General features: G+C 55.6%; 18 protein-coding genes. 5 read left to right on the top strand and 13 right to left on the bottom strand.

The annotated features are described in order from the left end of the window. Nucleotides 1-11 precede the first annotated feature (11 nt). The gene (locus H8709_RS01545) at nt 12-1,505 is read right to left on the bottom strand and encodes a spore germination protein (RefSeq protein WP_262396612.1); all 1,494 of its coding nucleotides are present in this window, start codon (nt 1,503-1,505) and stop codon (nt 12-14) included. Nucleotides 1,506-1,828: 323 nt separating this feature from the next. On the opposite strand from H8709_RS01545, the gene H8709_RS01540 reads away from it, so the two are divergent. Then, complete coding sequence (locus H8709_RS01540; protein ID WP_262396611.1) at nt 1,829-2,509, top strand: DUF421 domain-containing protein; 681 nt, start codon at nt 1,829-1,831, stop codon at nt 2,507-2,509. A gap of 1 nt (nt 2,510) precedes the next feature. Beyond that, entirely contained in the window at nt 2,511-2,891 is a 381-nt protein-coding gene (locus H8709_RS01535) for a DUF4363 family protein (protein ID WP_262396610.1), read from the top strand. Between the two features lie 209 nt (nt 2,892-3,100). On the opposite strand, the gene nrdR is transcribed toward H8709_RS01535, so the two are convergent. The 3 genes from nrdR to H8709_RS01520 form a co-directional block, all read right to left on the bottom strand. Next, nucleotides 3,101-3,562 (bottom strand): transcriptional regulator NrdR, encoded by a 462-nt coding sequence (gene nrdR / locus H8709_RS01530; protein ID WP_262396609.1) that lies wholly within the window; start codon nt 3,560-3,562, stop codon nt 3,101-3,103. A 139-nt stretch (nt 3,563-3,701) separates the two neighbouring features. Then, the gene (locus tag H8709_RS01525) at nt 3,702-3,932 is read right to left on the bottom strand and encodes a DUF6514 family protein (RefSeq protein ID WP_262396608.1); all 231 of its coding nucleotides are present in this window, start codon (nt 3,930-3,932) and stop codon (nt 3,702-3,704) included. 195 nt (nt 3,933-4,127) lie between these two features. After that, nucleotides 4,128-4,907 (bottom strand): sugar phosphate isomerase/epimerase family protein, encoded by a 780-nt coding sequence (locus tag H8709_RS01520; RefSeq protein WP_262396607.1) that lies wholly within the window; start codon nt 4,905-4,907, stop codon nt 4,128-4,130. 182 nt (nt 4,908-5,089) lie between these two features. Between H8709_RS01520 and H8709_RS01515 the strand changes: the two genes are divergently transcribed. After that, complete coding sequence (locus H8709_RS01515) at nt 5,090-5,350, top strand: hypothetical protein (protein ID WP_262396606.1); 261 nt, start codon at nt 5,090-5,092, stop codon at nt 5,348-5,350. 100 nt (nt 5,351-5,450) lie between these two features. Here the strand turns inward: H8709_RS01515 and secF are convergent, their stop codons facing one another. The 8 genes from secF to asnS all read right to left on the bottom strand — a co-directional run bounded on the left by secF (nt 5,451) and on the right by asnS (nt 15,867). After that, nucleotides 5,451-6,389: a protein translocase subunit SecF gene (gene secF / locus H8709_RS01510; protein WP_262396605.1), complete on the bottom strand. Its 939-nt coding sequence runs from the start codon at nt 6,387-6,389 to the stop codon at nt 5,451-5,453. Beyond that, on the bottom strand, nt 6,389-7,780 hold the full coding sequence (locus H8709_RS01505; RefSeq protein ID WP_262396604.1) for a preprotein translocase subunit SecD: 1,392 nt from the start codon (nt 7,778-7,780) through the stop codon (nt 6,389-6,391). Before H8709_RS01505 ends, secF begins: the two co-directional genes overlap by 1 nt. Before the next feature lie 520 nt (nt 7,781-8,300). Further along, nucleotides 8,301-9,731 carry an adenylosuccinate lyase gene (gene purB, locus H8709_RS01500; RefSeq protein ID WP_392391639.1) on the bottom strand — a complete coding sequence of 477 codons (1,431 nt, stop codon included), beginning with the start codon at nt 9,729-9,731 and terminating at the stop codon, nt 8,301-8,303. Nucleotides 9,732-10,014: 283 nt separating this feature from the next. Continuing rightward, nucleotides 10,015-11,331, bottom strand: coding sequence for an aminotransferase class I/II-fold pyridoxal phosphate-dependent enzyme (locus tag H8709_RS01495; protein WP_262396603.1), 1,317 nt, complete (start codon nt 11,329-11,331; stop codon nt 10,015-10,017). Nucleotides 11,332-11,431: 100 nt separating this feature from the next. Next, a complete protein-coding gene (gene larC, locus H8709_RS01490; RefSeq protein ID WP_262396602.1) occupies nt 11,432-12,916 on the bottom strand; it encodes a nickel pincer cofactor biosynthesis protein LarC in 1,485 nt (494 codons plus the stop codon). Further along, nucleotides 12,913-13,674: a nickel pincer cofactor biosynthesis protein LarB gene (larB, locus tag H8709_RS01485; protein WP_262396601.1), complete on the bottom strand. Its 762-nt coding sequence runs from the start codon at nt 13,672-13,674 to the stop codon at nt 12,913-12,915. The genes larC and larB overlap by 4 nt, the downstream gene beginning before the upstream one ends. Then, nucleotides 13,601-14,473 (bottom strand): ATP-dependent sacrificial sulfur transferase LarE, encoded by an 873-nt coding sequence (gene larE / locus H8709_RS01480; protein ID WP_262396600.1) that lies wholly within the window; start codon nt 14,471-14,473, stop codon nt 13,601-13,603. The genes larB and larE overlap by 74 nt, the downstream gene beginning before the upstream one ends. Continuing rightward, on the bottom strand, nt 14,473-15,867 hold the full coding sequence (gene asnS / locus H8709_RS01475) for an asparagine--tRNA ligase (RefSeq protein ID WP_262396599.1): 1,395 nt from the start codon (nt 15,865-15,867) through the stop codon (nt 14,473-14,475). The genes larE and asnS overlap by 1 nt, the downstream gene beginning before the upstream one ends. 456 nt (nt 15,868-16,323) lie before the next feature. On the opposite strand from asnS, the gene H8709_RS01470 reads away from it, so the two are divergent. Beyond that, nucleotides 16,324-17,829, top strand: coding sequence for a collagen-like protein (locus H8709_RS01470; RefSeq protein WP_449354174.1), 1,506 nt, complete (start codon nt 16,324-16,326; stop codon nt 17,827-17,829). 269 nt (nt 17,830-18,098) lie between these two features. Beyond that, entirely contained in the window at nt 18,099-19,406 is a 1,308-nt protein-coding gene (locus H8709_RS11855; protein WP_449354259.1) for a collagen-like protein, read from the top strand. 125 nt (nt 19,407-19,531) lie between these two features. On the opposite strand, the gene H8709_RS01460 is transcribed toward H8709_RS11855, so the two are convergent. Then, entirely contained in the window at nt 19,532-22,237 is a 2,706-nt protein-coding gene (locus H8709_RS01460; protein WP_262396598.1) for a diguanylate cyclase domain-containing protein, read from the bottom strand. Between the last annotated feature and the right edge of the window lie 314 nt (nt 22,238-22,551).

Below are 22,551 nucleotides of genomic sequence, written 5' to 3'. Positions count from 1 at the left end.
GATGCTCCCCCTTATTTGATTTCCGAGCCGGGAAAGGACTGTATTTTGACCTGTTCTTTCTGCAGACCCTTCCAGCTCTCCCGGATGAGGACGTCCCGCATGTCAAAGAGGCTAAAGGGTGCGATGGGCGAGGTAAACGGGATGCCGTAGGAATTGATGGCGCACAGGTTGGACAGGACGATGGCGCCCGCCAGGGTGATGCCGTAAAGGCCCAGGGTCCCGCCGATGACGATGAAAGAAAAGCGCAGGATGGTCACCGGCTCATAGAGGGAGGGCACTACAAAGGAACTGATGGCCGTCAGCGCCACCACCATGACCATGGGCGCGCCGATGATGCCCGCCGTCACCGCCGCGTCGCCGATGACCAAGGCCCCCACAATGCTGACGGCGTGGCCAATGGGCCTGGGAAGCCTGAGCCCCGCCTCCCTCATGATCTCATAGATGGTGAAAATGATGACCGCCTCCACCACCAGCGGGAAGGGTGTGGCCTCCTCCGAAGACGCGATATTGAAAAGCAGCTCGTAAGGGAAAAGCTCCGGATGATAGGTGGCCACCGCCACATAGAGCCCGGGCAGGAGAATGGTGAAAAAGAAGGAGACATATTTGAGCCACCGAATGAAGGTGGCGTAAAAGGCCCGGTGGCAGTAATCATCAAAGCTCTGAAAGTACTCAGTAAAAAAGTAGGGAACCACCAGCGCGAAGGGCGTGCCGTCCACCAGGATGCCCACCCGGCCCTCGTTGACCTTGGCACACAGAGTGTCAGGACGCTCGGTGTGGCCCACCTGGGAGAAGATGGAGAGCGGCCGGTCGTCTAAGAAGGGCTGGAGATAGCCCGACTCCAGGATGACGTCCAGCCGCACGGACCCCAGCCGCCGCTTGATGGAGTGGAGGATTTCGTCGGACACCTTGTCGGTAAGATAGACAAGGCACACGTCGGTCTGGCTTTTGGAGCCCAGGGTCATCATCTCAAATTTGAGGTTCGGGGACTTGATTCTCCGGCGCACCATGGTCAGATTGATGCGCAGTATCTCGATGAATCCTTCCCGGGAACCCCGGACGTTGACTTCCGCCGACGGCTCGGACACCGAGCGAAACTGAAAGCCCTGAAGGCCCAAGGCCAGCCCCACGCTGATGCCGTCCACCAGCACGATGGCAAAGCCCGACATCATAAACCGGAACAGCTCCCCGTAGGTACGAAACTCCTGCTGGTCGTTAGCCAGGATGCAGTCGTTGCGCAGCCAGTCCTGGAGCCCCTTGGCGGTGGAATTGTCGTAGAGGTTTAAGTGGTAGAGCGGCTCGATGAGCATTTCCGCCATGGTCTGGGTGTTGACCATGCCCTCGCAGATGAGCACCTGAATCCGGATACCGGAGACGGTCATTTCATTGGCCACGAAATCGGAGGAGTTGGCATAAAGCTGCCGGATTTTGACCATGTTGTCATCCAAAGAGGATGTGAGCCGTTCCCCCAGCGCGCCGTTTTCCCGCGGCTCTTGGGAACCCTCCATTTGCTGTTCTTTTTTTAATTGCTTGTCATTTTGGTAAAAATAATACTGCCGTTTTATAAAATCAAACAATTTTGACACCTGCCCTTGCTGGTTCGCCATGCGGGCGAGCCGTCCATTCTGTTTCCACACGACCGGTTGCGTAAAAGAGAAACACTTCCTTTGTAGGATGACCGTTTTTCCCTGTTTTAATCCGAAATCAAAGGAGCAAAGAGCCGCTACTCTTATATAGAATCAGAATACCAGCATTTTTCGCCGGGTCGGGAATAAAAAAACATCCCAGTCAAATACTAACCGGGATGAAAAAATGGGAGGCTCCTGTCTATATGTCGATCATTTTTATACGTACCGTCATCTTATATATCATTATCGTTTTCAGCCTGCGGGTGATGGGCAAGCGGCAGCTGGCCGAATTACAGCCCTCCGAATTTGTGGTCACCATCCTCATTTCCAACGTGGCCACCCTGCCGCTGGAAGACGTCAACATCCCCCTCATCGGCGGCGCCATCCCCATTTTGCTGCTGGTGAGCTTTGAAGTCATCGTCTCCTTCATCACCCTCAAAAGCCAGAAGGCCCGCAAGGTGGTGTCCGGCTCCCCCCGGGTCATCATCCGGGACGGCGTTGTGGACCAGCAGGAGATGAAAAATTTACGGCTGTCCATCGACGATTTGATGGCCCAGCTGCGCAGTAAAGATATTTTTGACATCAGCGACGTCGCCTTTGCCATCATTGAAACCACCGGCAGTCTCAGCGTCTTTCAAAATTTCGATGCCCGCACCATTACGCCAAAAATCATGAACATTGCACAGACCTCCGTTAACGATAATTCCCCGCCAGTGGTCGTGGTGACCGACGGTGTGGTCAGCCCGCAGTCCCTCCAATATCTGCAAAAGGACGTAGCGTGGCTCAAGGGCATCCTTGACACCTCCAACGTCAGCCTCAAAGATACCTTCATGCTCACCGCCAACCGCAGCGGCGCCTACCATCTGATCAGGAAGGAGCGGTAATTTGAAACGAATTATTATCGCATTTGGCATCATCATTCTTTTTGCCGGACTTTCCGCCCTGAGCCTATGGTACCTCGACGATATCCATGACGAGATCAACGTCATGCTGGAGGAGTGCTACCAGTACGGCGTGGAAGACCGTGTGGAGGAGGCGGTGCAAAAGTCCCAGGAGGTCTTCGAGAAGTGGCACAATAGCGAGACCTTCCTCATTACCTTTATCCATCACGATCAGCTCGACGATATCACCATCGTCACCTCCCGCTTAGCTCCCCTCATCGCCAACGGCGAGAAGGCCGAATATCTGGCGGAGGTTAAGAAGGCCATGGTGCTGGTAGAACATATTAAAATGTCTGAACAGCCGATGCTCAAGAACATTCTGTAAAGCTCTTTTCCTATACGAGCGTCCGCTCCAGCACCGCCAACAAAAAAGCTGCGGACCACGGGCTCCCTTGGCATACTCCGTTGGCGCCGGTTGCTCCCTTCGCCACAAACACCGGCGATTGAGATGAGATTTGCACCGGTGTGCAGCTACGCGCTTCCATTTCTTTGGATTTCATGTAAAAAGCGACCGCCATCAGCGGTCGCTTTTTCTCATCTCACTTTTTGTTCGCGTAGACGCTGGAGCTCCTCCATAAAGGATTCCACATCGGCAAACTGACGGTAGACCGAGGCGAACCGGACATAGGCCACCTCATCGATTTTTTTGAGCCGTTCCATGACCAACTCCCCAATCTTTACCGTGGACACTTCCCTCTCTAGAGAATTGAGCAGGGTGGATTCAATGTCGTTGACCACTTGTTCTAGGGTCTCAATGGATACCGGTCTCTTCTCACAAGCGCGGAGCAAGCCATTGAGGAGCTTTGCCTTGTCGAATACTTCCCGAGACTTGTCCTTTTTGATCACCATAAACGGCAAGGTTTCCATGGTTTCATAGGTGGTAAAGCGCTTCATACAGCTCAAACATTCCCGGCGGCGGCGGATTTTGGTTCCTTCTTCCGAGGGACGGGAATCCACAACCTTGCTTTCGGGATAACCGCAATAGGGACATCTCAAACAGACCACCTCATCACTTTATCCATAAAATATTGGATATATTGTATCATATCTGTCCGATTCTCACAAGCATTCTATCCCAAAAACAACCGGTTTTTTAAAAAATTTTTACCAAAAGCGTTTTTCATCCTCCCTGTCTTTAGGGCAGGTAATCATACAGGACATCCGGTAAATGGCAAGGGTCTAGCTCATGTTGGTTACACTTTCGTACAAACTCTTCTACAAAATCTCGATCAGTAGAAATGTCCAAATAGGAAAGCGCCTGCTTTCCATCTTGGATGAGCGCGATTCCATACAGGGTCTTCTTCTCTTTTTCTACGATAAAGCTGTTCATAGTAAGTATGTAGAAGTTTTTCATGTCGAACTTCATCTTAGAACCTCCAATGTTGTTTACTACTGCAAGGATAATTATACTCGGAGGAATCTGGTAATAAAAGTAAGAAATATCAGATAATTCGACAGCGTATTAAGACTTTTTATGGGTTCCTCCAATCTTTCCACTATGCGCTTAGCAGTAATCGACGAACTTTTGTCGAATACCATCACTATGATGTCATAGAAAAAATTAAAGGAAAAGTTTGGTTATTTTCACACAAGAATCGTAAAGATCCCGGTTTTTTTGAAAATTTTGGCGATAAAGCTCTAAAATGAGCGCCCCATCATATTCAATTTCTTTTAAGGCCTCCCGTAGTGCAGCAAAGTCGTAATTCCCCCAGCCGATGGGAAGGCAGTCTTGCTCCCCCGCTGAATCACTGATATGAATGTGGCGCAGATGTTTTCCCATAACCTTTGCCATTGCGATGGGGTCCACGCCTGAGCGCAGCGCCTGCTTGACGTCCAGGACAAAAAGGGCGTCCTCCCCCAGCGCTTCGGACATTTCTCGGATAAATGCCGTGCTACAGCTTTTGCACCGCTCCACGTTCTCCTGGCAGAGGAGGACGCCGTATTCCTTCCCCACCTCAAACAGGCGGTGGTACCGCTCAAAATAGCGCTGATTTTCAAACCTACTCTCCCGGTAATTCCCGTGGAACACCACATATTTGGCGCCCAGCCGGGCCGCCGACGCAAAAATGGGTCGGTACATCTCCACCCCGTCGTGGAACCGGCGCTCATATTCCGTGAAAAATAAAAAAGGCTCATAGCCGGACAAAAACGGGTGAAGCGAGACGATCTCGCAGCCGTAGGCATCCTTCATCCTAGCCATGGTGTCCATAAAGAGCGCTGATAGCTCGGAGGGGGCGTTGACAAATATTTCAATTTGCCGAGTCCCCATTTCTGCCAGCACCTTCAGTGCCTGCTCCGTCTCCATGGGGTAGAGACAGGCTGTGGAAATTCCTGCTTTCATGCATTCATTCCTTCCCTCTTTGGATTTCTGTCTATTGTATGCGCCCTTTTGTCGCGACGCGAAAGCATGGGCGCCTCTGATGTCAACTGGAAAAAAAAGTCTAACCAGACGCGCTGGAAAAAGTTTTGCATTGCTCCTATCCCGCCGTTATGATACCATATCCCGGTAGGAGCTGATGAAACATGAAAGAAACACTGCTGCAAAAGCTGGGCGGCATGAGCGAATATGCCCGCCAGCTTCTGATGCTCGGAGCCGTTCTGGGAAGCGGGCTCTATGCCTTCTCCCTGGTCCTTTTGTATCTGTTACCTATTGTACCAGATATGCTCCAAACTCTCAACCTCGTGCGTGCCCTGGGCGAGACGGCGCTCGCGTGTTTTCTCTCCGCCCTGACGAGCGCCGTCATTACCGACGTGGTTTTGCGTTGCGAGGCAAAAAAGAAATAGCATACCCCTCCTTAGCGGAAGGCCCGGCATCTCCATGGAGATGCCGGGCCTTCTGTACATACAAAAAACAGCACGGCTTTTGCCGTGCTGTTTTTCAGTTTTATGCCTTTGCAGGCTCTGCTTTTTTCTTATTGATCTTGTGCTCCTGCCAAACAACCCACAGGGTCGGCGCGATGAACAGCGAAGAGTAAACGCCGGAAATCATACCGATGATCATGGGGAAGGCGAAAGAGAGAATGGAGTTGACGCCATAGAGCATGGCGACAATGCAGATGACTGCCAGGGCAATGACGGTGGACACGGTGGTATTGACCGCGCGGGTGATCGACTGGCCCAGGCTCTTGTTGACAAGCTCCCGGATGCTCAGTTTGCTGCCGCCCAGACGTTTATTCTCACGAATCCGGTCATAGACAACGATGGTGTTGTTGATGGAGTAACCCAGGATGGTGAGGATAACGACAACGAAGTTTTCGTTAATGGGGAACTGGCAAACAATGAAGGTGGCATAGACCAAAACCATGTCGTGGAGCAGCGCCAGCATACACATGACGCCCGCCGACCAACCTCCGATGCGTTTAAAGCGGAAGGCGATATAGACGACCATGACGAGGGAGGCGAAAGCCACCGCCACCATGCACTTGGCAAAGAACTCGCGGCCGATGGTGGGGTCCACGTTATTAGAGGAAGTCATGGTGACGGCGTTATCCGGATACTTCTCCTGCAACGCCTTGGTCAATTTATCGATGGTCTCCACCGGCAGGCCTTTCGTGGCGGCTAAGGAGACATCGAAGGTGGATTTGCCGGTGGCCACGTCGGTTTTACCCTGCACGTTGACCTTTTCGCCGATGGTGCTGGCCGCTAAGGACTGCACGTCATTGGCGTTGACGTCGCCGGTGTAGGAATAGGAGATGATGGCGCCGCCCTTAAACTGGATATCCAGGTTGAGCCCGATGACAAAAGTAAGAATCAAAGTCAGGGCCATGAGACAGATACTGATGGTGTAGAAGATTTTATTTTTAGAAACGAAGTCATGTTTCATTATTTTTTACCTCCATACAGCCAAGCTTTTCTCAGTGGTTTGAATTTCGACAGAGATTTGAGCATCAGGCGGGAAGCCGTGACACCAAACACAAAGTTGAGGATAATACCAACCAGCAGCGTATAGCCGAAGGAGTAAACCGCGCCCGCCGTGGACTGTCCGAAGAAGCGGAACAGCGGCGAGAGAATGGTGGCGAAGAGGCTGGATGGAGGTCCGAAGGCGCCCATCAGGATGACCGCGACAAAGACCACGGTGATGTTACTGTCGAAGATGGCGGTAAAGGCGCGGGAATAACCCAGGTCAATACAGCCATCCAGGCTCTTTCCGGTGTTGATTTCCTCCTTGATACGCTCGGACGTGATGACGTTGGCGTCAACGCCCACGCCGATGGATAGGATTATACCGGCGATACCGGGCAGTGTCAGGGTAAAACTGGGGATAAACGGGAAGAAACCGGTGATGGCGGCGATGGTACAGGCCATCTGTCCGGTTAAGGCGATCATCGCGACGACGCCGGGCAGGCGGTAGATGGCAATGATGAAGATGGCAACCAGCGCGAAAGCGATGCCGCCGGCCAGTACCATGGCGTCTTTGGCGCCCAAGCCCAGGGTCGGATTGATGGCGTTGTAGTTTTCCGTCTCCAGTTTAAAGGGCAGCGCACCAGAGTTAATCTTGTCCGCCAGATCCTTGGCGGAGGCAGCGGTGAAGCCGCCGCTGATCATGGCGTTGCCGTCGGTGATGGGGTCATCGACATTGGGGTAGGAAATGAGCACATCGTCCATCCAAATGGAGATGACGCCCTTGCCCGCCAGGCGGGTGGTGGCGTCGGCAAACTTCTGTTTGCCGCTCTCTTCCAGCTCCAGGGAGACCACATACTGGTTTTTGTCCTGCAGCACTCTGGGCTCCGCCTTCTTGACGTCGGAACCGGTGAGGATGATGTTTTCCGCGGTGACGCCGGTGGGCTTTCCGCTCTCGTCCACTTCCTTGCCCTCACGGAAGGTCAGCATGGCGGTTTCGCCAAGCTCCGCGATGGCGGATTGAGGATCAAAATTGGTCTCATCCGCTTTCCAGGGGAAACGGACGATGATTCTGTCCTTATTGTAATCGGTGTACACTTCACTGTCGGTGATGTTCTGGGTGACCAGACGCACCTTGATGACCGATTCGGCCGCGGCCATTTCATCGTCGGTGGCATCGTAGCCCTCGGGGGGGCTGAAGGTCACATCCACACCGCCGCGGATATCAATACCCCAGCGGATGTCGTTCGCACCTTTTACTATCGTGTTCTGGATATCACCGTTATAGGTATAGATACCAAAGAACGCGGTATAGGTGAGAGCGGCGATCAGCACCAAGACAATGAAAAATACTGGTTTTCCAACTCTTTTCATTTACCTTTCCTCCAACTTTACTTTCGTCTAAACACGCGGGACCCTCCTCACATAGAGGAATGTCCTATGATCAATCTGTCACTTTCCACCAAAAGACAGCACATGCTTTTCCTCTTCTCCCGACAATTGATGAGAAAATAACAGATTCTTATGTTTAAACACTGATAGAGATTATTATATCGTTTCACGCAATAAAAGTCAAACGATTCAAGGTTTTGTCATACCTTGGGGAATCCAAATTTTTCTCCCCAATTTTATTGCTTTCGCAATAAAAGTCCCTGCCGGGACGGGACGACGCGGTCAGGGCTTATCCGTGACCCTGCCGCGCCACACGCGCTTAGAACTCGAATATTGCCACAGCGCGATGCCCTCCACCGGCAGGTGGCGGGACGACGCGTCCTAGGCTTATCTCTAACGCCGTCACGTCACACGCGCTTAGAACCCGAATGTTGCTACAGCGCGATGCCCTCCACCGGCAGGTGGCGGGATGACGCGTCTAGAGTAGCCCGTTAGTCAGGCTTTAGACCGAAAGGCTGACCTTTTCGCCCAACATATCCTGATAGCGCTCCAGAGCCGGGTTGACCTGCGAAGCGACAAACTCCTCCACCTGCTTGGGCGCCCGGCCCGTGAAGTTTTTCGGCTGCAGGATGGCATTGATCTCCTCTTTTTTGAGCTGGAAGTCGGGGTCGGCGCAGACGCGGTCGATCAAATCGTTCTCTCCGCCCTCTTCCTTGACCACCTTGGCCGCCGCGATGGAGTGAACCCGCAACTTTTCGTGGAGCTGCTGGCGGTCCCCGCCCTTTTTGACGGCGCTCATCATGATGTTCTCGGTGGCCATGAAGGGAAGCTCCTTCATCACCCGCTGCTCCACCACCTTGGGATAGACCACCAAGCCGTCGCAGACGTTAATCATGATGTTGAGGATAGCGTCCACACCTAGGAAGGCTTCCGCCACGGCGATGCGCTTGTTGGCCGAGTCGTCCAGGGTGCGCTCAAACCACTGGGTGGCCGAGGTGAAGGCCGGGTTAAGGCTGTCCACCATCACATACCGGGCCAGCGCGCAGATGCGCTCGCTGCGCATGGGGTTGCGTTTGTAGGGCATGGCGGAAGAACCGATCTGGTTTTTCTCAAAGGGCTCCTCCATCTCCTTAAAGTTCTGGAGAATCCGCAGGTCGTTGGCGAATTTGCTGCAGGACTGGGCGATGCCGGAGAGGGTCGCCAATACATTGGCGTCCACCTTTCTCGAATAGGTCTGGCCCGAGACGGGGACCACGCTGTCAAATTCGAAGTCCTTGGCAATCTTCTCTTCCAGGGCTTTGATCTTCTCATCGTCACCCTCGAAAAGCTCCACAAAGCTGGCCTGGGTGCCGGTGGTTCCTTTGGAGCCCAGCATCTGCAGGGTGGAAACGCGGTACTCCACCTCTTTGAGGTCCATGAGCAGTTCGTTCATCCACAAAGTGGCGCGCTTGCCCACGGTGGTCAACTGTGCGGGTTGCAGATGGGTATAGGCGAGGGCGGGCATGTCCTTATATTGGACGGCAAAATCCCTAAGCAAAGCGATGACGTTGGCCAGCTTTTTGGCCACCAGACGCAGGGCGTCCCGCAGGATGATCACATCGGTGTTGTCCCCCACATAGCAGGAGGTAGCACCCAGGTGGATGATGGGCTCCGCTTTGGGGCACTGGACGCCGTAGGCATAGACATGGGACATGACGTCGTGACGGCACGCCTTCTCCCTCTCCCGGGCCACGTCGTAGTTGACGTCGTCCTGGTGGGCGGTCAGTTCGTCGATCTGCTCTTGGGTGATGGGAAGCCCCAGCTCCATTTCCGCTTTGGCCAACGAAATCCAAAGCCTGCGCCAGGTGGTAAACTTTTTATCCGCGGAAAACAGATACTGCATCTCGGGGCTGGCATACCGGGTGCAAAATGGACTCTCATAGCTGTTATTCAAAACGATCCCTCCAAATTTAAATATAATTAACGGCCCTGGTTAGGAAAACCAGACTCATTTGCATACAAGTTGGTCTGGCCGATGGACGGCCGAAAAAGCGATTTTGAGCTCGCGCTATGCGCTTTGCCCCTCAATCGTTAAATGCCAAAAGCTATTTTTCATTATACCACACCCAGGCCCTCCTTCAAACAAAAATTGACGCATTTTGCCAATTTATCCCGTCCCTTTTTGAGAAAAACAAAAAAACAGGGGATGAATTTCATCCCCTGTTATGAAACAGAGATTATGCGAACATTTTAACCTTTTCGTTGCTCGTTTTTTCAGCGAGCAATTTTTCCACACTGACGAGCTCCACGCACAGGCAGAAGAGCTCCGCCGCCTGTTTCAGCTCCTCCATGGGAGGATAAGTGGGCGCAATGCGGATGTTGCGGTCCTCGGGATCCTTTCCGTAGGGGAAGGTCGCGCCTGCCGAGGTCATGATAACGCCGGCCTCCTTGCACAGGGCCACCACCCGCTTGGCACATCCGGGGAGCACATCCACCGCGATGAAATAGCCGCCCTTCGGCTTGGTCCATTTGGCGATGCCTTTGCCCTCCAGATGGGATGTGAACATGTCGTCCACCAGCTGAAACTTGGGGGCAAGAATCGCCGCGTGCTTTTTCATATGAGCGCGGACGCCGTCCGCGTTTTTGAAATACAGGGCGTGGCGCAGCATGTTGATTTTATCGTAGCCGATGGTCTGGATGGTCATCTGCTTTTTGATGCGGGCGATGTTATGCTCAGAAGCGCCGATGACCGCCACCCCGGCGCCGGAGAAGCTGATCTTGGAGGTGGAAGCGAAGATGTACACCATGTCCTCACTGCCTAATTTCTCACATTCCTCCATGATGTTGAGGAGCTTGTCGCCCTCCTCATACAGATCGTGGACACAGTAGGCGTTATCCCAGAAGATGCGGAAATCCTTGGCCGCGGGACGCAGCGCCGCAAAACGGCGGACCGTTTCGTCCGAGTAGGTATAACCCTGGGGGTTGGAATACTTGGGTACGCACCAGATGCCCTTGATGGTCTCGTCACTGCTGACGAGCTCTTCCACCACATCCATGTCCGGGCCTGCCGGGGTCATGGGCACGGTGACGAGCTCCACGCCGAAAAACTCGGTCACCGCAAAGTGACGGTCATAGCCCGGCGCGGGACAGAGAAATTTGATCTTCTCGTATTTTCCCCACGGCTTCATGCCTTCTACGGTGGGATGGGTCATGGACCGCGCTACCATATCATACATGAGGCTCAGGCTGGAGTTGCCCCCCACGATAATCTGCTCTGGACGCAGTCCCAAAAGCTCCGCAAAAAGCTCTTTGGTCTCAGGAAGACCGTCCAACATTCCATAATTGCGGCAGTCTAAGCCGTTTTGAGACTTGAGAATGGAATTGCTGTCCAATACGTCCAGCATTCCCATGCACAGGTCCAGTTGATCGCTGCCCGGTTTACCGCGGGACATATCCAATTTCAGATTCATGGATTTGAACTTAGCATATTTGGCCTGCAGTTCTTTTTGCAACTCGGCAAGCTCATCCTTTGACAAAAAGCTGTATGATGACATGATGTTCCTCCCAAATCAGCAGTTGTGCTATTTCCTTACGCTCCCTATAATAATACAGAAATTATATTTTTGCAAGTAATATTTTTGATTCTTGCATATTTTATGCCAACGGTTCTGATTTTGCCACCCGGAACACCTCATCCAACGGAATATTTTTTGCATCCGCTAACTTTTTTGCGCTCTCGTATTCCACCGTTTCCTTGCTGATTTCCCCATATTCACAGCGCTTTATCGTGATGTTGCCCAATTTTGTCTCCACATCTTGCAAGTCTCTTTTCATTTTCGTGCGTTTTTGCAGGACATGGCGCACACCAATGGCGCTGGTGTTTTTGAATATTTCCCGGATGCACTCTTCATGAAGCTCCGGCGCGCACAGCACGGTCAGGCAATAGCCCGGCCGGTTTTTCTTCATAAACACCGGCGTGTAGTGGACGTCCTTCGCCCCCGCGGCAAAAAGGCGCTCCATGGCGTAGCCCATCTGCTCCCCGGTCATGTCGTCTAAATCGGTGGTGATGACCTCCACCTCATCGTGATAGGCATCCTCTTCCCCGCTTTCGATGAGGTAGGCGCGCAAAAGGTTAGCCGCCGGATAGTCCCGCTTTCCGGCGCCCAGCCCCACCTTCTTCACCCGCATGTACGCGGGCGCGCCGAAGTGATCGGTAACGGCGGCCACAATGGCGGCGCCGGTGGGGGTGACTCTTTCGCCCTCGGTATCGGTCAAACGCACCGGAATGTGGTGTTCGGCCAGGATGTTGGCGGTGGCCGGCGCCGGAACCGGCATAATGCCGTGGGCGCAGCGGACCGTTCCCGTCCCCTCGCATAGCGGGGAGCACCAAACTCGTCCGATATCCAGGTTATCCAAGCAGATGGCAGCGCCCACAATGTCCACAATGGAATCCACCGCCCCCACCTCGTGAAAATGGACTTCTTCCACCGGCATGCCGTGGGCCTTGCTCTCCGCCTGGGCCACAATATGAAAGATCTTCGCCGCCAGCGCCTTGGCCCGGCAGGATAGATCCCCGCCCTCAATAATCGCTAAGATGTCGGCAAGTCCCCGGTGGACATGGGAATGAGGGTGCGTATGTCCATGCTCATGGCCCGCATGGACGTGGACGCCTTCTTCCCCGTGGGAATGGTGGTGTCCCCCATCGGCGAAGAGGCGGTCTTCCCCATGGCTGTGGGATTCTCCGTGGCTATGGTCTTCATGGCCGTGCGCCGCCTCGTAAGGATGGATATTTTCTCCATGGGGTGCTTCGTAGCTGTGGTCTTCATGGCCGTGTGCCGCCTCGTGAGGATGGACATCCTCTCCATGGGGTGCTTCATAGCTGTGGGCCTGCCCGTGGATGTGCCTTTCCACGTGGTGGACGTGTCCGTGAGGGTGCTCCCCCTCCTCCAAAATAACGTCGAAGTCCGCCGCCTCGATGCCCTGCTTTTTGACCCGTGAAATCCGGAGGGCGTAGCCGTCCACCGAAAGGCTCGCGAGCCCCCGGCGCAAAACGCCTTCATCGGCCCCCAGGTCGAGTAAGGCCGCCACCGTCATATCGCCGCTGATGCCGCTTTGGCATTCCAAATAAAGCTCCTTCATCTTTCGTCCTCCTCTTTCCCGGCAGCCAAGCGGTTGATCTGTGCCGCCAGATAACCCGCGCCGAAGCCGTTGTCGATGTTCACCACCCCAATGCCCTCGGCGCAGGAGTTGAGCATGGTCAGCAGGGCGGAGAGCCCGCCGAAGCTGGCGCCGTAGCCGACGCTGGTGGGCACGGCGATGACGGGCTTATCGGTGAGCCCCGCAACGACGCCGGGCAGCGCGCCCTCCATTCCCGCCACTGCCACAATGCAGTTGGCTTGTCCAATCTGCTCCATGTTGGCAAAGAGGCGATGGATGCCCGCCACCCCCACGTCATAGAACCGGGACACCCGGGCGCCGAAAAACTCCGCCACCTGGGCCGCCTCCTCCGCCACCGGCAAATCGGAGGTGCCGCCGGTGCACACCGCAATCTGTCCCCGGGGGCGCACAGGCTTCTCCCGGGCGGTGATGCAGCGGGAAACAGGGTCGTATTCCGCGCAGGGCACGGCTTTCTTGACCGCTTCATATTGCTCCTGATCGGCCCTTGTCCCCAAGACGCTTTTCCCCATGGCAAAGAAATGGGAGAAAATTTCCGCGTTTTGCCCTGGTGTCTTGGACTGGCAGTAGACCACTTCCCCAAACCCGGTGCGCAGGGACCGGTGGTGGTCAAGTTTCGCAAAGCCCAGATCCTCATAGGGCAGCTTTTTAAGAGCTTCGGCCGCTTCTTCTATATTCATCCGGCCCTCTTTGACCTGACGCAGAAGTTCCATCGTGTCCATTGCGCTTCCTCCTATTTAAACGAATGTCCATGCTTCCCGAGCGAAAGCCCTCCATATCCAGGGTGACATACCCGATGCCAAGGCCCCGCAGGGACTCCACGATCTCCTCCCGTCGTTTTAAAAAGGCCGGAAAGTCGGTCAGCGGAATTTCAATTCTTGCGATCTCCCCGTGCAGACGCAGCCGGCACTGGGCAAAGCCCATCTCTCTGAGAAGAGCCTCTCCCGCCTCGATGCGGTGGAGGGCCTCCATGGTGATGGGGGTCCCGTAGGGCAGCCGGGTGGCGAGACAGGGCGAGGACGGCTTTTCCGCTACCTCGAGCCCCATCACCCGCGCCAGCCGCCGCACCTCACCCTTGCCGATGTGAAGCTCCGCCAATGGGCTTAGGATGGAAAGCTCCTGGAGGGCTTTGAGCCCTGGACGGTATTCCGTGAGATCGTCGGCGTTGGTGCCGTCGATGACCGCTCCCAGCCCTTCCCGCTGGGCGTAGGATTTGAGCTTTCTAAAAAGAAGGGACTTGCACAGATAACACCGCTCGGGCGGGTTCATGAGGATACGCTCGTCTTCTAGCTCGTCGATTTCCAACACCGCGTGGGTAATCCCCCGCTCCTTGGCAAATGCGCGGGCCGCGTCGATATCCGCCTGGGGGTGCAGGCGGGTGGAGAAGGTGACGGCGTGGACCCGCACCGGCAGCCGGGCCGCGATTCCCACCAACAGCGCGCTGTCCACTCCCCCGGAAAAAGCAATGCACAGCCCGTCTTTCCCGAGCTGTGCAAGTCTTTGTTCTAATGGATGGTTCATCAATATTCCGCCGTGCCCACCGTTCTCGGGAAGGGCAGCACATCGCGGATATTGCTGATGCCCGTAATATACATGACCAGTCTATCAAAGCCAAGGCCGAATCCGGCGTGCTTGGTGCCGCCGTAGCGCCGCAGATCGAGATACCAGCTGTAGTCTTCCTCTTTGAGTCCCAACTCTGCCATCCGCGCGGTCAGTCTGTCCAGGCGCTCCTCGCGCTGGCTGCCGCCGATGATCTCTCCGATGCCAGGCACCAACAGGTCCACCGCCGCCACCGTCTTGTTGTCGTCGTTCATCCTCATATAGAAGGCCTTGATCTCTTTAGGATAATCGGTGACGAAAACCGGCTTCTGGAAGACCTGCTCGGTGAGATACCGCTCATGCTCGGTCTGTAAGTCGCAACCCCAATAGACCGGATACTCGAATTTGTCCTTTTCTTTTTCGAGCAGCTCCACTGCCTCGGTGTAGGTCACATGGGCAAAATCGGACCGGATGATGTTCTCTAACCGCTCCAAAAGTCCCTTGTCGTAGAAGTTATTGAAAAACTGCATCTCATCCGGGCACTGCTCCAAGACATACTGGAGGACAAATTTGATCATATCTCTGGCAAGGGCCATGTCGTCGTCAAGGTCCGCAAAGGCGATTTCCGGCTCGATCATCCAGAACTCCGCCGCGTGGCGGGGGGTGTTGGAGTTCTCCGCACGGAAGGTGGGCCCAAAGGTGTAGACCTTGGAGAAGGCCATGGCCATGCACTCGGCCTCCAGCTGTCCGGAGACGGTGAGGCTGGTGGCCTTGCCGAAGAAGTCCTTGCTGCAGTCCACTTTGCCGTCCTCGGTGCGGGGAGGATTGTCCATATCGAGCGTCGTCACCCGGAACATCTCCCCAGCGCCCTCGCAGTCGCTGCCGGTGATGATGGGGGTGTGGGCATAGACAAAGCCCCGCTCGTTAAAGAACTTATGAATGGCGTAAGCCGCCACCGAGCGGACACGGAAGACCGCCGCAAAGGTGTTGGTCCGCGGGCGCAGGTGGGCGATGGAACGCAAATACTCTAAGGAATGGCGTTTTTTCTGCAAGGGGTAATCGGGGGAGGAAGCGCCCTCCACCTCGATCTGGTCAGCGTGGATTTCCAGCGGCTGTTTGGCCTCCGGTGTCAGTACCACCTCGCCGGTGACGACCAGGGCCGCGCCCACGTTGAGCTTGGTGATTTCTTTGAAGTTGTCGATGCGCCCGTCGTCAAAGACCACCTGCAGATTTTTAAAGGAGCTGCCGTCGGTCAGCTCAATAAAGCCCAGTGCCTTGGAATTGCGGATGGTCTTGACCCATCCGCCCACCGTAATCTGCTTTCCCGCATAGGCTTGCGCCTGGCAAAACAGGCTTTTGATCTCTACTCTTTCCATGGTAACAATGACCCCCAACATTCTATCTCTGTTGTCCGGCGTTTCCGCCACAATATTCATTATTATAGTACAAACGCGACCTTCTCACAAGTAGCCTGTCCAGGAATTCAGAAAAAATAACCTTGCGGCTCTGCCGCGAAAGCCCAGCAGTCAGGATGCACTCCCAATTTTTTTCTCGCTCTGCCTCATATGCTTGTGACATGTCCGGCAGACAGGCATATACTGGTCATTGGAGGACATCTCCTCACTTCACTGAAACAAAGGATGAATTCCATGGATAATTTTATAAATCGCGCCAACCCGAATTGCTGCTGCCCCGGCCCCACCGGTCCCCAGGGTCCTAGAGGCTGCCCCGGCCCAGCCGGACCGCGGGGTCCTATGGGTCCCACCGGCCTGCAGGGGTGGCCGGGAGCAACCGGCCCTCAAGGCCCCATTGGCCCGCAGGGCCCTGCCGGTGTGCCTGGTACCGCAGGGGCAATCGGCGCTACCGGCCCCACCGGTGCAACCGGACCTCAGGGTTTCCAGGGTATCCCCGGTGCCATCGGAGCACAGGGTCCCACCGGTCCCACCGGTCCTACCGGCGCAACCGGTCCCACGGGTCCCACCGGCGCAACCGGTCCTGCCGGAACTATTGGGCCGTCTGAAACTATTTTTGTCCGAAGCACCACCACCGCTGAACCGGGGCAAGCCGCCGCGGTTATTGACGCCACTGGAGAACCCAACCATGTACTGGACTTTGTCATTCCCCGCGGTGCCACCGGCCCGAGCGGTGCCACCGGTGCTACCGGCCCCCAAGGGCTGCAAGGTCTGGTTGGCCCCATAGGTGCCACCGGCGCCACCGGTTCTCAGGGCGCCACTGGAGCAACTGGTGCGACTGGCCTCCAAGGCCCCACCGGCTTACAAGGCGCAACCGGCGTCACTGGTGCAACAGGCGCCACCGGTACAATCGGCATCACTGGCGCAACTGGGCCGACGGGTCCCACGGGCCCCACTGGACCCACGGGTCCCACAGGTTCTACGGGAGCCACCGGCGCCACTGGAGCCACAGGCCTGCAAGGTCCCGCTGGCGTACAAGGCGTCACCGGTGCGACCGGCGCAACAGGTCCTACGGGAGCTACCGGCGTGCAAGGCGTCTCCGGCGTGACAGGCCCCACAGGCCCGACCGGCGCCACTGGCATTGGGGCAACCGGCGCCACTGGAGCAACAGGTGCCACTGGAATGACTGGCCCCACCGGTCCTACGGGAGCCACCGGTGCAACCGGTCCTTGTGTCACTGGCGCCACAGGCCATACCGGCCCCACCGGCGCCACTGGTCCTACCGGTGCAACCGGCGCAACGGGCCCTTGTGTCACTGGCGCCACGGGCCATACCGGCCCCACCGGCAGTGCCGCTACCATCCGGGTGGGTTCCGTCATCACCGGCGAACCGGGTACCATGGCGGAAGTGACCAACTCCGGTACGAATGAAGATGCCATCTTCAATTTTGTCATCCCTCGCGGTGACGCGGGCGGCTGCTGTACTCCCGACGTACTGTCCATCGTCGATTACGGCTGTCAGATGCCCGCCGCATGCGATGCGCTCGTCTTTAATAAGACGCCGCTGGTTTCCGGCGATTCCATCACCCATCATGCAGGTTCGTCCCGGGTGGAGATCCATCAGCCCGGCATCTACCAGGCCACCTTCCACAGCTCGGTACGGCCCGCTTCCGGAACCGCTATTCCCGCCTCGGTGGGGGTCCGCTTAAATATGGTGAACACTCCGGTTCTTGGCGCCATTGCCCACCATACTTTCTCCGCCTCCTGCGAAATGGCAACCATCTCTTTCAGTGCTCCTTTTGCTGTCAGCAACGCTCCTGTCTACCTTGAGGTCATTGTTGATAACGATGGCTTCCGGTTTGAGGATCTTGCCTTGACCGTCGTCCGTTTGGGTGACGAAACTGCAACAACCAGAACAACTATGTAGCATAAACTCTTGATAGGGCGGCGCTTTTGTAGCGCCGCCCTATCTTTTTACATATACTGGGCTGTGGGAATCTTCCCATAAATTTGCCATGCAAAGGATGAGATTCCATGAACTACAATAATTGCCGTCCTTCTGGCGCTGATTGCTGCTGTGCCGGGCCCACCGGCCCCATGGGGCCAAGAGGGCCGATGGGAGCAAGAGGACCTGTCGGGCCCCAGGGTCCTACCGGGCCCAGAGGCTGCACCGGAATGAGAGGACCGGTAGGCCCCATGGGACCCACCGGCATTCAGGGCTGGCCTGGTCCTGAAGGCCCACAGGGACCCGTTGGTCCGCAAGGACCGGTGGGAGCCACTGGACCTACCGGCGTCACTGGTACGGTCGGCCCTGTCGGTGCAACCGGACCTTCCGGTGCAACTGGCGCAACCGGGCCCACGGGAGCCACAGGCGTAACCGGGCCCACAGGGCCTACCGGCCCGACGGGTGCGACAGGCCCCACCGGCGCGTCCGATTCCCTCACCGTCCGCAATACCACGACCGGCAATCCTGGCACAGCCGCCGCTGTTACAGACACTACCGTGGGAAATAACCATATCCTCGACTTCACCATTCCCAGAGGAGCGACCGGTCCCACCGGTGCAACCGGGCCGACGGGTCCCAGTGGAGCAACTGGTCCTGCCGGTCCCACGGGCGCCACAGGTGCGCCAGGCGTTGTCGGCGCGACCGGAGCCACCGGCCTTCTCGGCCCCACTGGGCCTACCGGCGCCACTGGCGCTACCGGTACGGCGGGCACTGTCGGCGCGACCGGAGCCACTGGACCTGCCGGCCCCACAGGACCTACCGGCCCGACTGGTCCCACAGGTCCAACGGGTCCCACAGGTCCAACGGGTCCCACAGGCGCGACAGGTGCGACAGGCGCTACTGGTGCCACCGGCCCCGCCGGCGTTGCAGGTGTAGCGGGACGCAACATCGCGGTCAATGGCACAACCACCACAGCGCCCGGCACTTCCGCCGCCGTCACTGATGTGGGCGATTCTAACCAGGGACTGCTCAACTTCTCCATCCCCCGCGGTGCTACCGGCGCGACAGGTGCGACGGGCGCAACCGGTGCAACGGGCGCCACTGGTGCCACAGGACCTGCCGGAACCATGCCCTATCCCGCTTCCTGCAATTTCGCATCCACCACCGCCCAGTGCCTTGCCCCGACAGGCAAATACACACCGGTCCAGCTGACCGCTCATACCCCCTACTATGTCAATTTGGAGGCGGATGGACACACCATCACCGTCCAGAAGCAGGGCCTATTCTTCATCACCTATTCCATCACCCCCACTGCCGGCGCCAACGCCAACGCCAGTGTGGCTGTCTTGGAGCCCCATGGCGCACAGCCTGACAGCGTGATGCCGCTCTCCAACCGTCCCATGATTCTCAACGGCGCCAATGTAACGGCAAGCTTTGCCGCCTCCCTTGCGGCGGGCGATCAGCTCTACCTCGGCGTCTGCTCCAACGAAACGGTTTCCTTGGTCGGTAACACCAACGGGTCGGCCAATGCCACCCTCATCATCTATCAGATTGGGTAAGCTGTTTCTCTGCGGCTTTTTGCGCAGCCTCACCGCTGGGCATGGTCAAAATGAAACTCAAACATGCGCAAACAGCCGCCGGAATTTTCCGGCGGCTGTTATGAATTCTATTCAATTTTAACGTTTCAATTTTCCACTTTATACCGGGTGATATCATGGCAGCAAAGGAGGGTCGCTTCCTTGCCCTTCCAGGTAATGGAGGAAGCATCCGCCGCAGACCAGACATGCAAAATCGGGTTAAAGACCTCCATGGTAAAATTGGATTGGCCCGACTGCCGCAGATCGCGGGCGGGACAGTTCTGGCAAGGCTCCTTCCTGCCAAAGAACGACTGATAGCAGAACATGCCTTTCTTGGCGGCCGGGGCGATGGAGAGGGTCTTCCGGTTGATATAAAGCAACTCGTAGGTCTCGGGGTCAATGACATAGATCCAGGAGTTTTGGTTGTCGAGCACCTCCTGCAAGGAGCGCGTCGTCCGGCTCATCCGGTCCTGTACCCGCATTTTGAGCAAAAAGGTGCTGAGAATTTCAGAAATAAAGCTCAGCGCGTCGATTTGTTCCTGGGTCCAGAGGCGATTGACATTGCACTCGTCAAATCCCACAAAGCCCTTGAAGCGGCCGTTGTCGCGGATGGCGCACTGAAGCATGGACTTGATGCCCTGAGGCTCCAGGATCTCATACTGCTGCCGGGGCAGGTCGGTGATATCGCGGCAATAAAAGATACCGTTTTCATCAAAGTTATCTTCATAGACGCCTGCCATATCGTCTACATAAGAAACCCTTTTGAGATTGCCAATCTCCGGGGTAACGCCGTCATTGCACCACTCAAAGGTATTGGTACAGTAGGTGTCATCCTCTGAATTTTCAAAGATATAGGCGCGGCTGACCTGATACTGCCGCCCCACAATTTCCAGAATGGAGTCCACCGCCCGCTCGATGTCGATGGATTTATAAAGGATGCGCAAGACATATTCCACCAGTTGTCCACTGACGCCGTTTTTCTCGTTGGAATCAATTTTTTCGCTGATAGCCGTGACCATCTGCATGGGGATTCCGTCGGAGGAACCCTCCATCTTCCTTTGGTCAAACAACTCGTATCGGTTTTTCCCTTCTTTTTTCGCCTGGTACAGAGCAAAATCGGCATGGCGAAACAAATCCAGGTAGCTTTTCCCATGCTCGGGCGCCATGGCGATGCCCACGCTGCAAGACACTTGCAGGCCGTCCTTTTCCTTCCGGCAGATGTCCTGGAAAGCCTCGATCATCTCTTTTGCCTTTTTGCAGGCGATTTCCGCGTCGGAGATGTGGTTCATAAATACCATAAACTCGTCCCCACCGATGCGGCCCACAATGTCCGAACCGCGAAACAGCTTTTGAATGGCGGCAGCCACTTCCATCAAAAAGGCATCCCCATAAAGATGGCCCATGGTATCGTTGACGCATTTAAAATCGTCCACATCCACAATGAGCATGGCGGCGCATTCCTCCGCGTCCAGGTGCTTCAAGGCGTCCTCCATCAGCGAATGGCAGGTTCCTTTATTATAGAGCTTGGTCAGCGCGTCGCGCTGGGCCCGTTCCAGCAGTTTTTGAGAGCGCCGCTTTTCCTCGTCGATGTTGATGAGGACGCCCACCCCTTTGACCGGATAACCCTGCGCGTCGAACTGGGTGGTGATCCGGCAACGGTGCCAGGCATATTCCTCCTCTTTAGAGAGCAGCCGCATCTCCGTTTCGTCATAGGGGATGCCCTGCCGCACATGTGCCATCAACTGCCGGAAATTCTTTTGGTCATCCGGATGGATATGGGAACTGACATCCAGATTTTCACTGACATTTTCTTGGAGAGGCTGGTGAGTAAATTTCTTCTCCCAGTTGGAGGAGAACAGGAGGGAATCACTGCGGATATCCCACTCAAAGATAATTTCGTTGGTCTGGGCCATGATGATCTGATGCCGCTCCAAACTCAAGCGCAGCTGTTCCTGGGCTTCCTTGCGCTTATTGATATCAATGAGAATACAATAAAAGGAGTCTCCCCCCTCCTGCGACCGGACGAGCTGGCCTCTGTCCATGACCCACATATAGCTGCCGTCCCGGCAGAGTACGCGATATTCCAGCTCCTTGGTGTCGCCTGTCTCCAACTGGTGTTTAGCGTCCGACAGAGCAAAATCACGGTCGTCGGGGTGGATCATTTCCCAGAAGCTATCGTGAAAACGAAGAAAGACTTCTTCCCGGGTGTAGCCAAACATATGGAGGAATCCGTCTGACAGGTCCTGGATGCTCAGCATGTCGTCAAACCGGCAGCGGAAAACGCCGCCGGGAAGATTACGGGTGAGCACCTGCAAATCAGTGCTACGTTCCGCCAGCTTGGCCGACTGCTCGTCGACCAGGTGGCGCAGCGCGTTTTTACTGCTTTCCTCCAAGTGGGTGGGGAAAAACTCCCCCTCCTCCTGTTCACTACTGGGAACGGACATATGGACATGGACCAAGCGAATGTCCTCGCCCTGCACCCGGCAAAGGATGGAAAGGCGCACCTCAAAGGGAGCCACGGCCAGGTGAGAACCATTTTCCATGATTTTCACTTGGCCCCGCACCATATAAAACGATGCCGCGGTAGCAGTCACCTCGTACCAATGATCGAGCACCGTAAAACTTCCGGAGAATTTTTCCTGTTCCGACTGAAACAACCGGGCTGCTTCCTCTCGACCGAAGCATACCTCCGCCGGACCCATACCAAACCAGGAAATGTTCTCATCAAAGTAGAGAAGCACCTCCTGTAGGTTCCGGTCCTCAAAATAGAGCTGCTGTAATTGTTCCACCAGGCGCAGTATCTTTTCTTCCATCCGATGCCCCACCTACTTTCTATCCCATTCACAAGACTGTACTATTATACCTTATAATGAGAGGAAATGGAATAGAATTTTCATCGAGGGACAATGGACGCGCCCCGGGGGCATATCAGTGCCAACTCCTATTCAGTTTCAGAGTTTCTTTTTTCTTCTTCCGACATAAATCCTTCACATTCCTTGTTGGTTTTTCTCGTTTTTGGGAGGATTTTTATGCAAAACTTCTATATTATTTCCTCTTTTTACCTTAAATAAGCGTCATACTTTTCTACACTAAATTGTAAACAGACATAGTTTCTTAAAAACTTTAT

The sequence above is a fragment of the Zongyangia hominis genome (genome assembly GCF_014385095.1).
Classification (GTDB): domain Bacteria; phylum Bacillota; class Clostridia; order Oscillospirales; family Ruminococcaceae; genus Zongyangia; species Zongyangia hominis.
The sequence above is the reverse complement of the archived record's forward strand: the minus strand, read 5'-3'. Positions and strand labels throughout refer to the sequence as shown.

Bases quoted from the DNA above. Each gene is read 5' to 3' on its own strand.
- H8709_RS01545 (WP_262396612.1), bottom strand. From the start codon at position 1,505: ATGGAGGGTTCCCAAGAGCCGCGGGAAAACGGCGCGCTGGGGGAACGG.
- H8709_RS01540 (WP_262396611.1), top strand. From the start codon at position 1,829: ATGTCGATCATTTTTATACGTACCGTCATCTTATATATCATTATCGTT.
- H8709_RS01525 (WP_262396608.1), bottom strand. From the start codon at position 3,932: ATGAAGTTCGACATGAAAAACTTCTACATACTTACTATGAACAGCTTT.
- H8709_RS01520 (WP_262396607.1), bottom strand. From the start codon at position 4,907: ATGAAAGCAGGAATTTCCACAGCCTGTCTCTACCCCATGGAGACGGAG.
- H8709_RS01515 (WP_262396606.1), top strand. From the start codon at position 5,090: ATGAAAGAAACACTGCTGCAAAAGCTGGGCGGCATGAGCGAATATGCC.
- secF (WP_262396605.1), bottom strand. From the start codon at position 6,389: ATGAAACATGACTTCGTTTCTAAAAATAAAATCTTCTACACCATCAGT.
- H8709_RS01505 (WP_262396604.1), bottom strand. From the start codon at position 7,780: ATGAAAAGAGTTGGAAAACCAGTATTTTTCATTGTCTTGGTGCTGATC.
- H8709_RS01495 (WP_262396603.1), bottom strand. From the start codon at position 11,331: ATGTCATCATACAGCTTTTTGTCAAAGGATGAGCTTGCCGAGTTGCAA.
- larC (WP_262396602.1), bottom strand. From the start codon at position 12,916: ATGAAGGAGCTTTATTTGGAATGCCAAAGCGGCATCAGCGGCGATATG.
- larB (WP_262396601.1), bottom strand. From the start codon at position 13,674: ATGGACACGATGGAACTTCTGCGTCAGGTCAAAGAGGGCCGGATGAAT.
- larE (WP_262396600.1), bottom strand. From the start codon at position 14,473: ATGAACCATCCATTAGAACAAAGACTTGCACAGCTCGGGAAAGACGGG.
- asnS (WP_262396599.1), bottom strand. From the start codon at position 15,867: ATGGAAAGAGTAGAGATCAAAAGCCTGTTTTGCCAGGCGCAAGCCTAT.
- H8709_RS11855 (WP_449354259.1), top strand. From the start codon at position 18,099: ATGGGACCCACCGGCATTCAGGGCTGGCCTGGTCCTGAAGGCCCACAG.
- H8709_RS01460 (WP_262396598.1), bottom strand. From the start codon at position 22,237: ATGGAAGAAAAGATACTGCGCCTGGTGGAACAATTACAGCAGCTCTAT.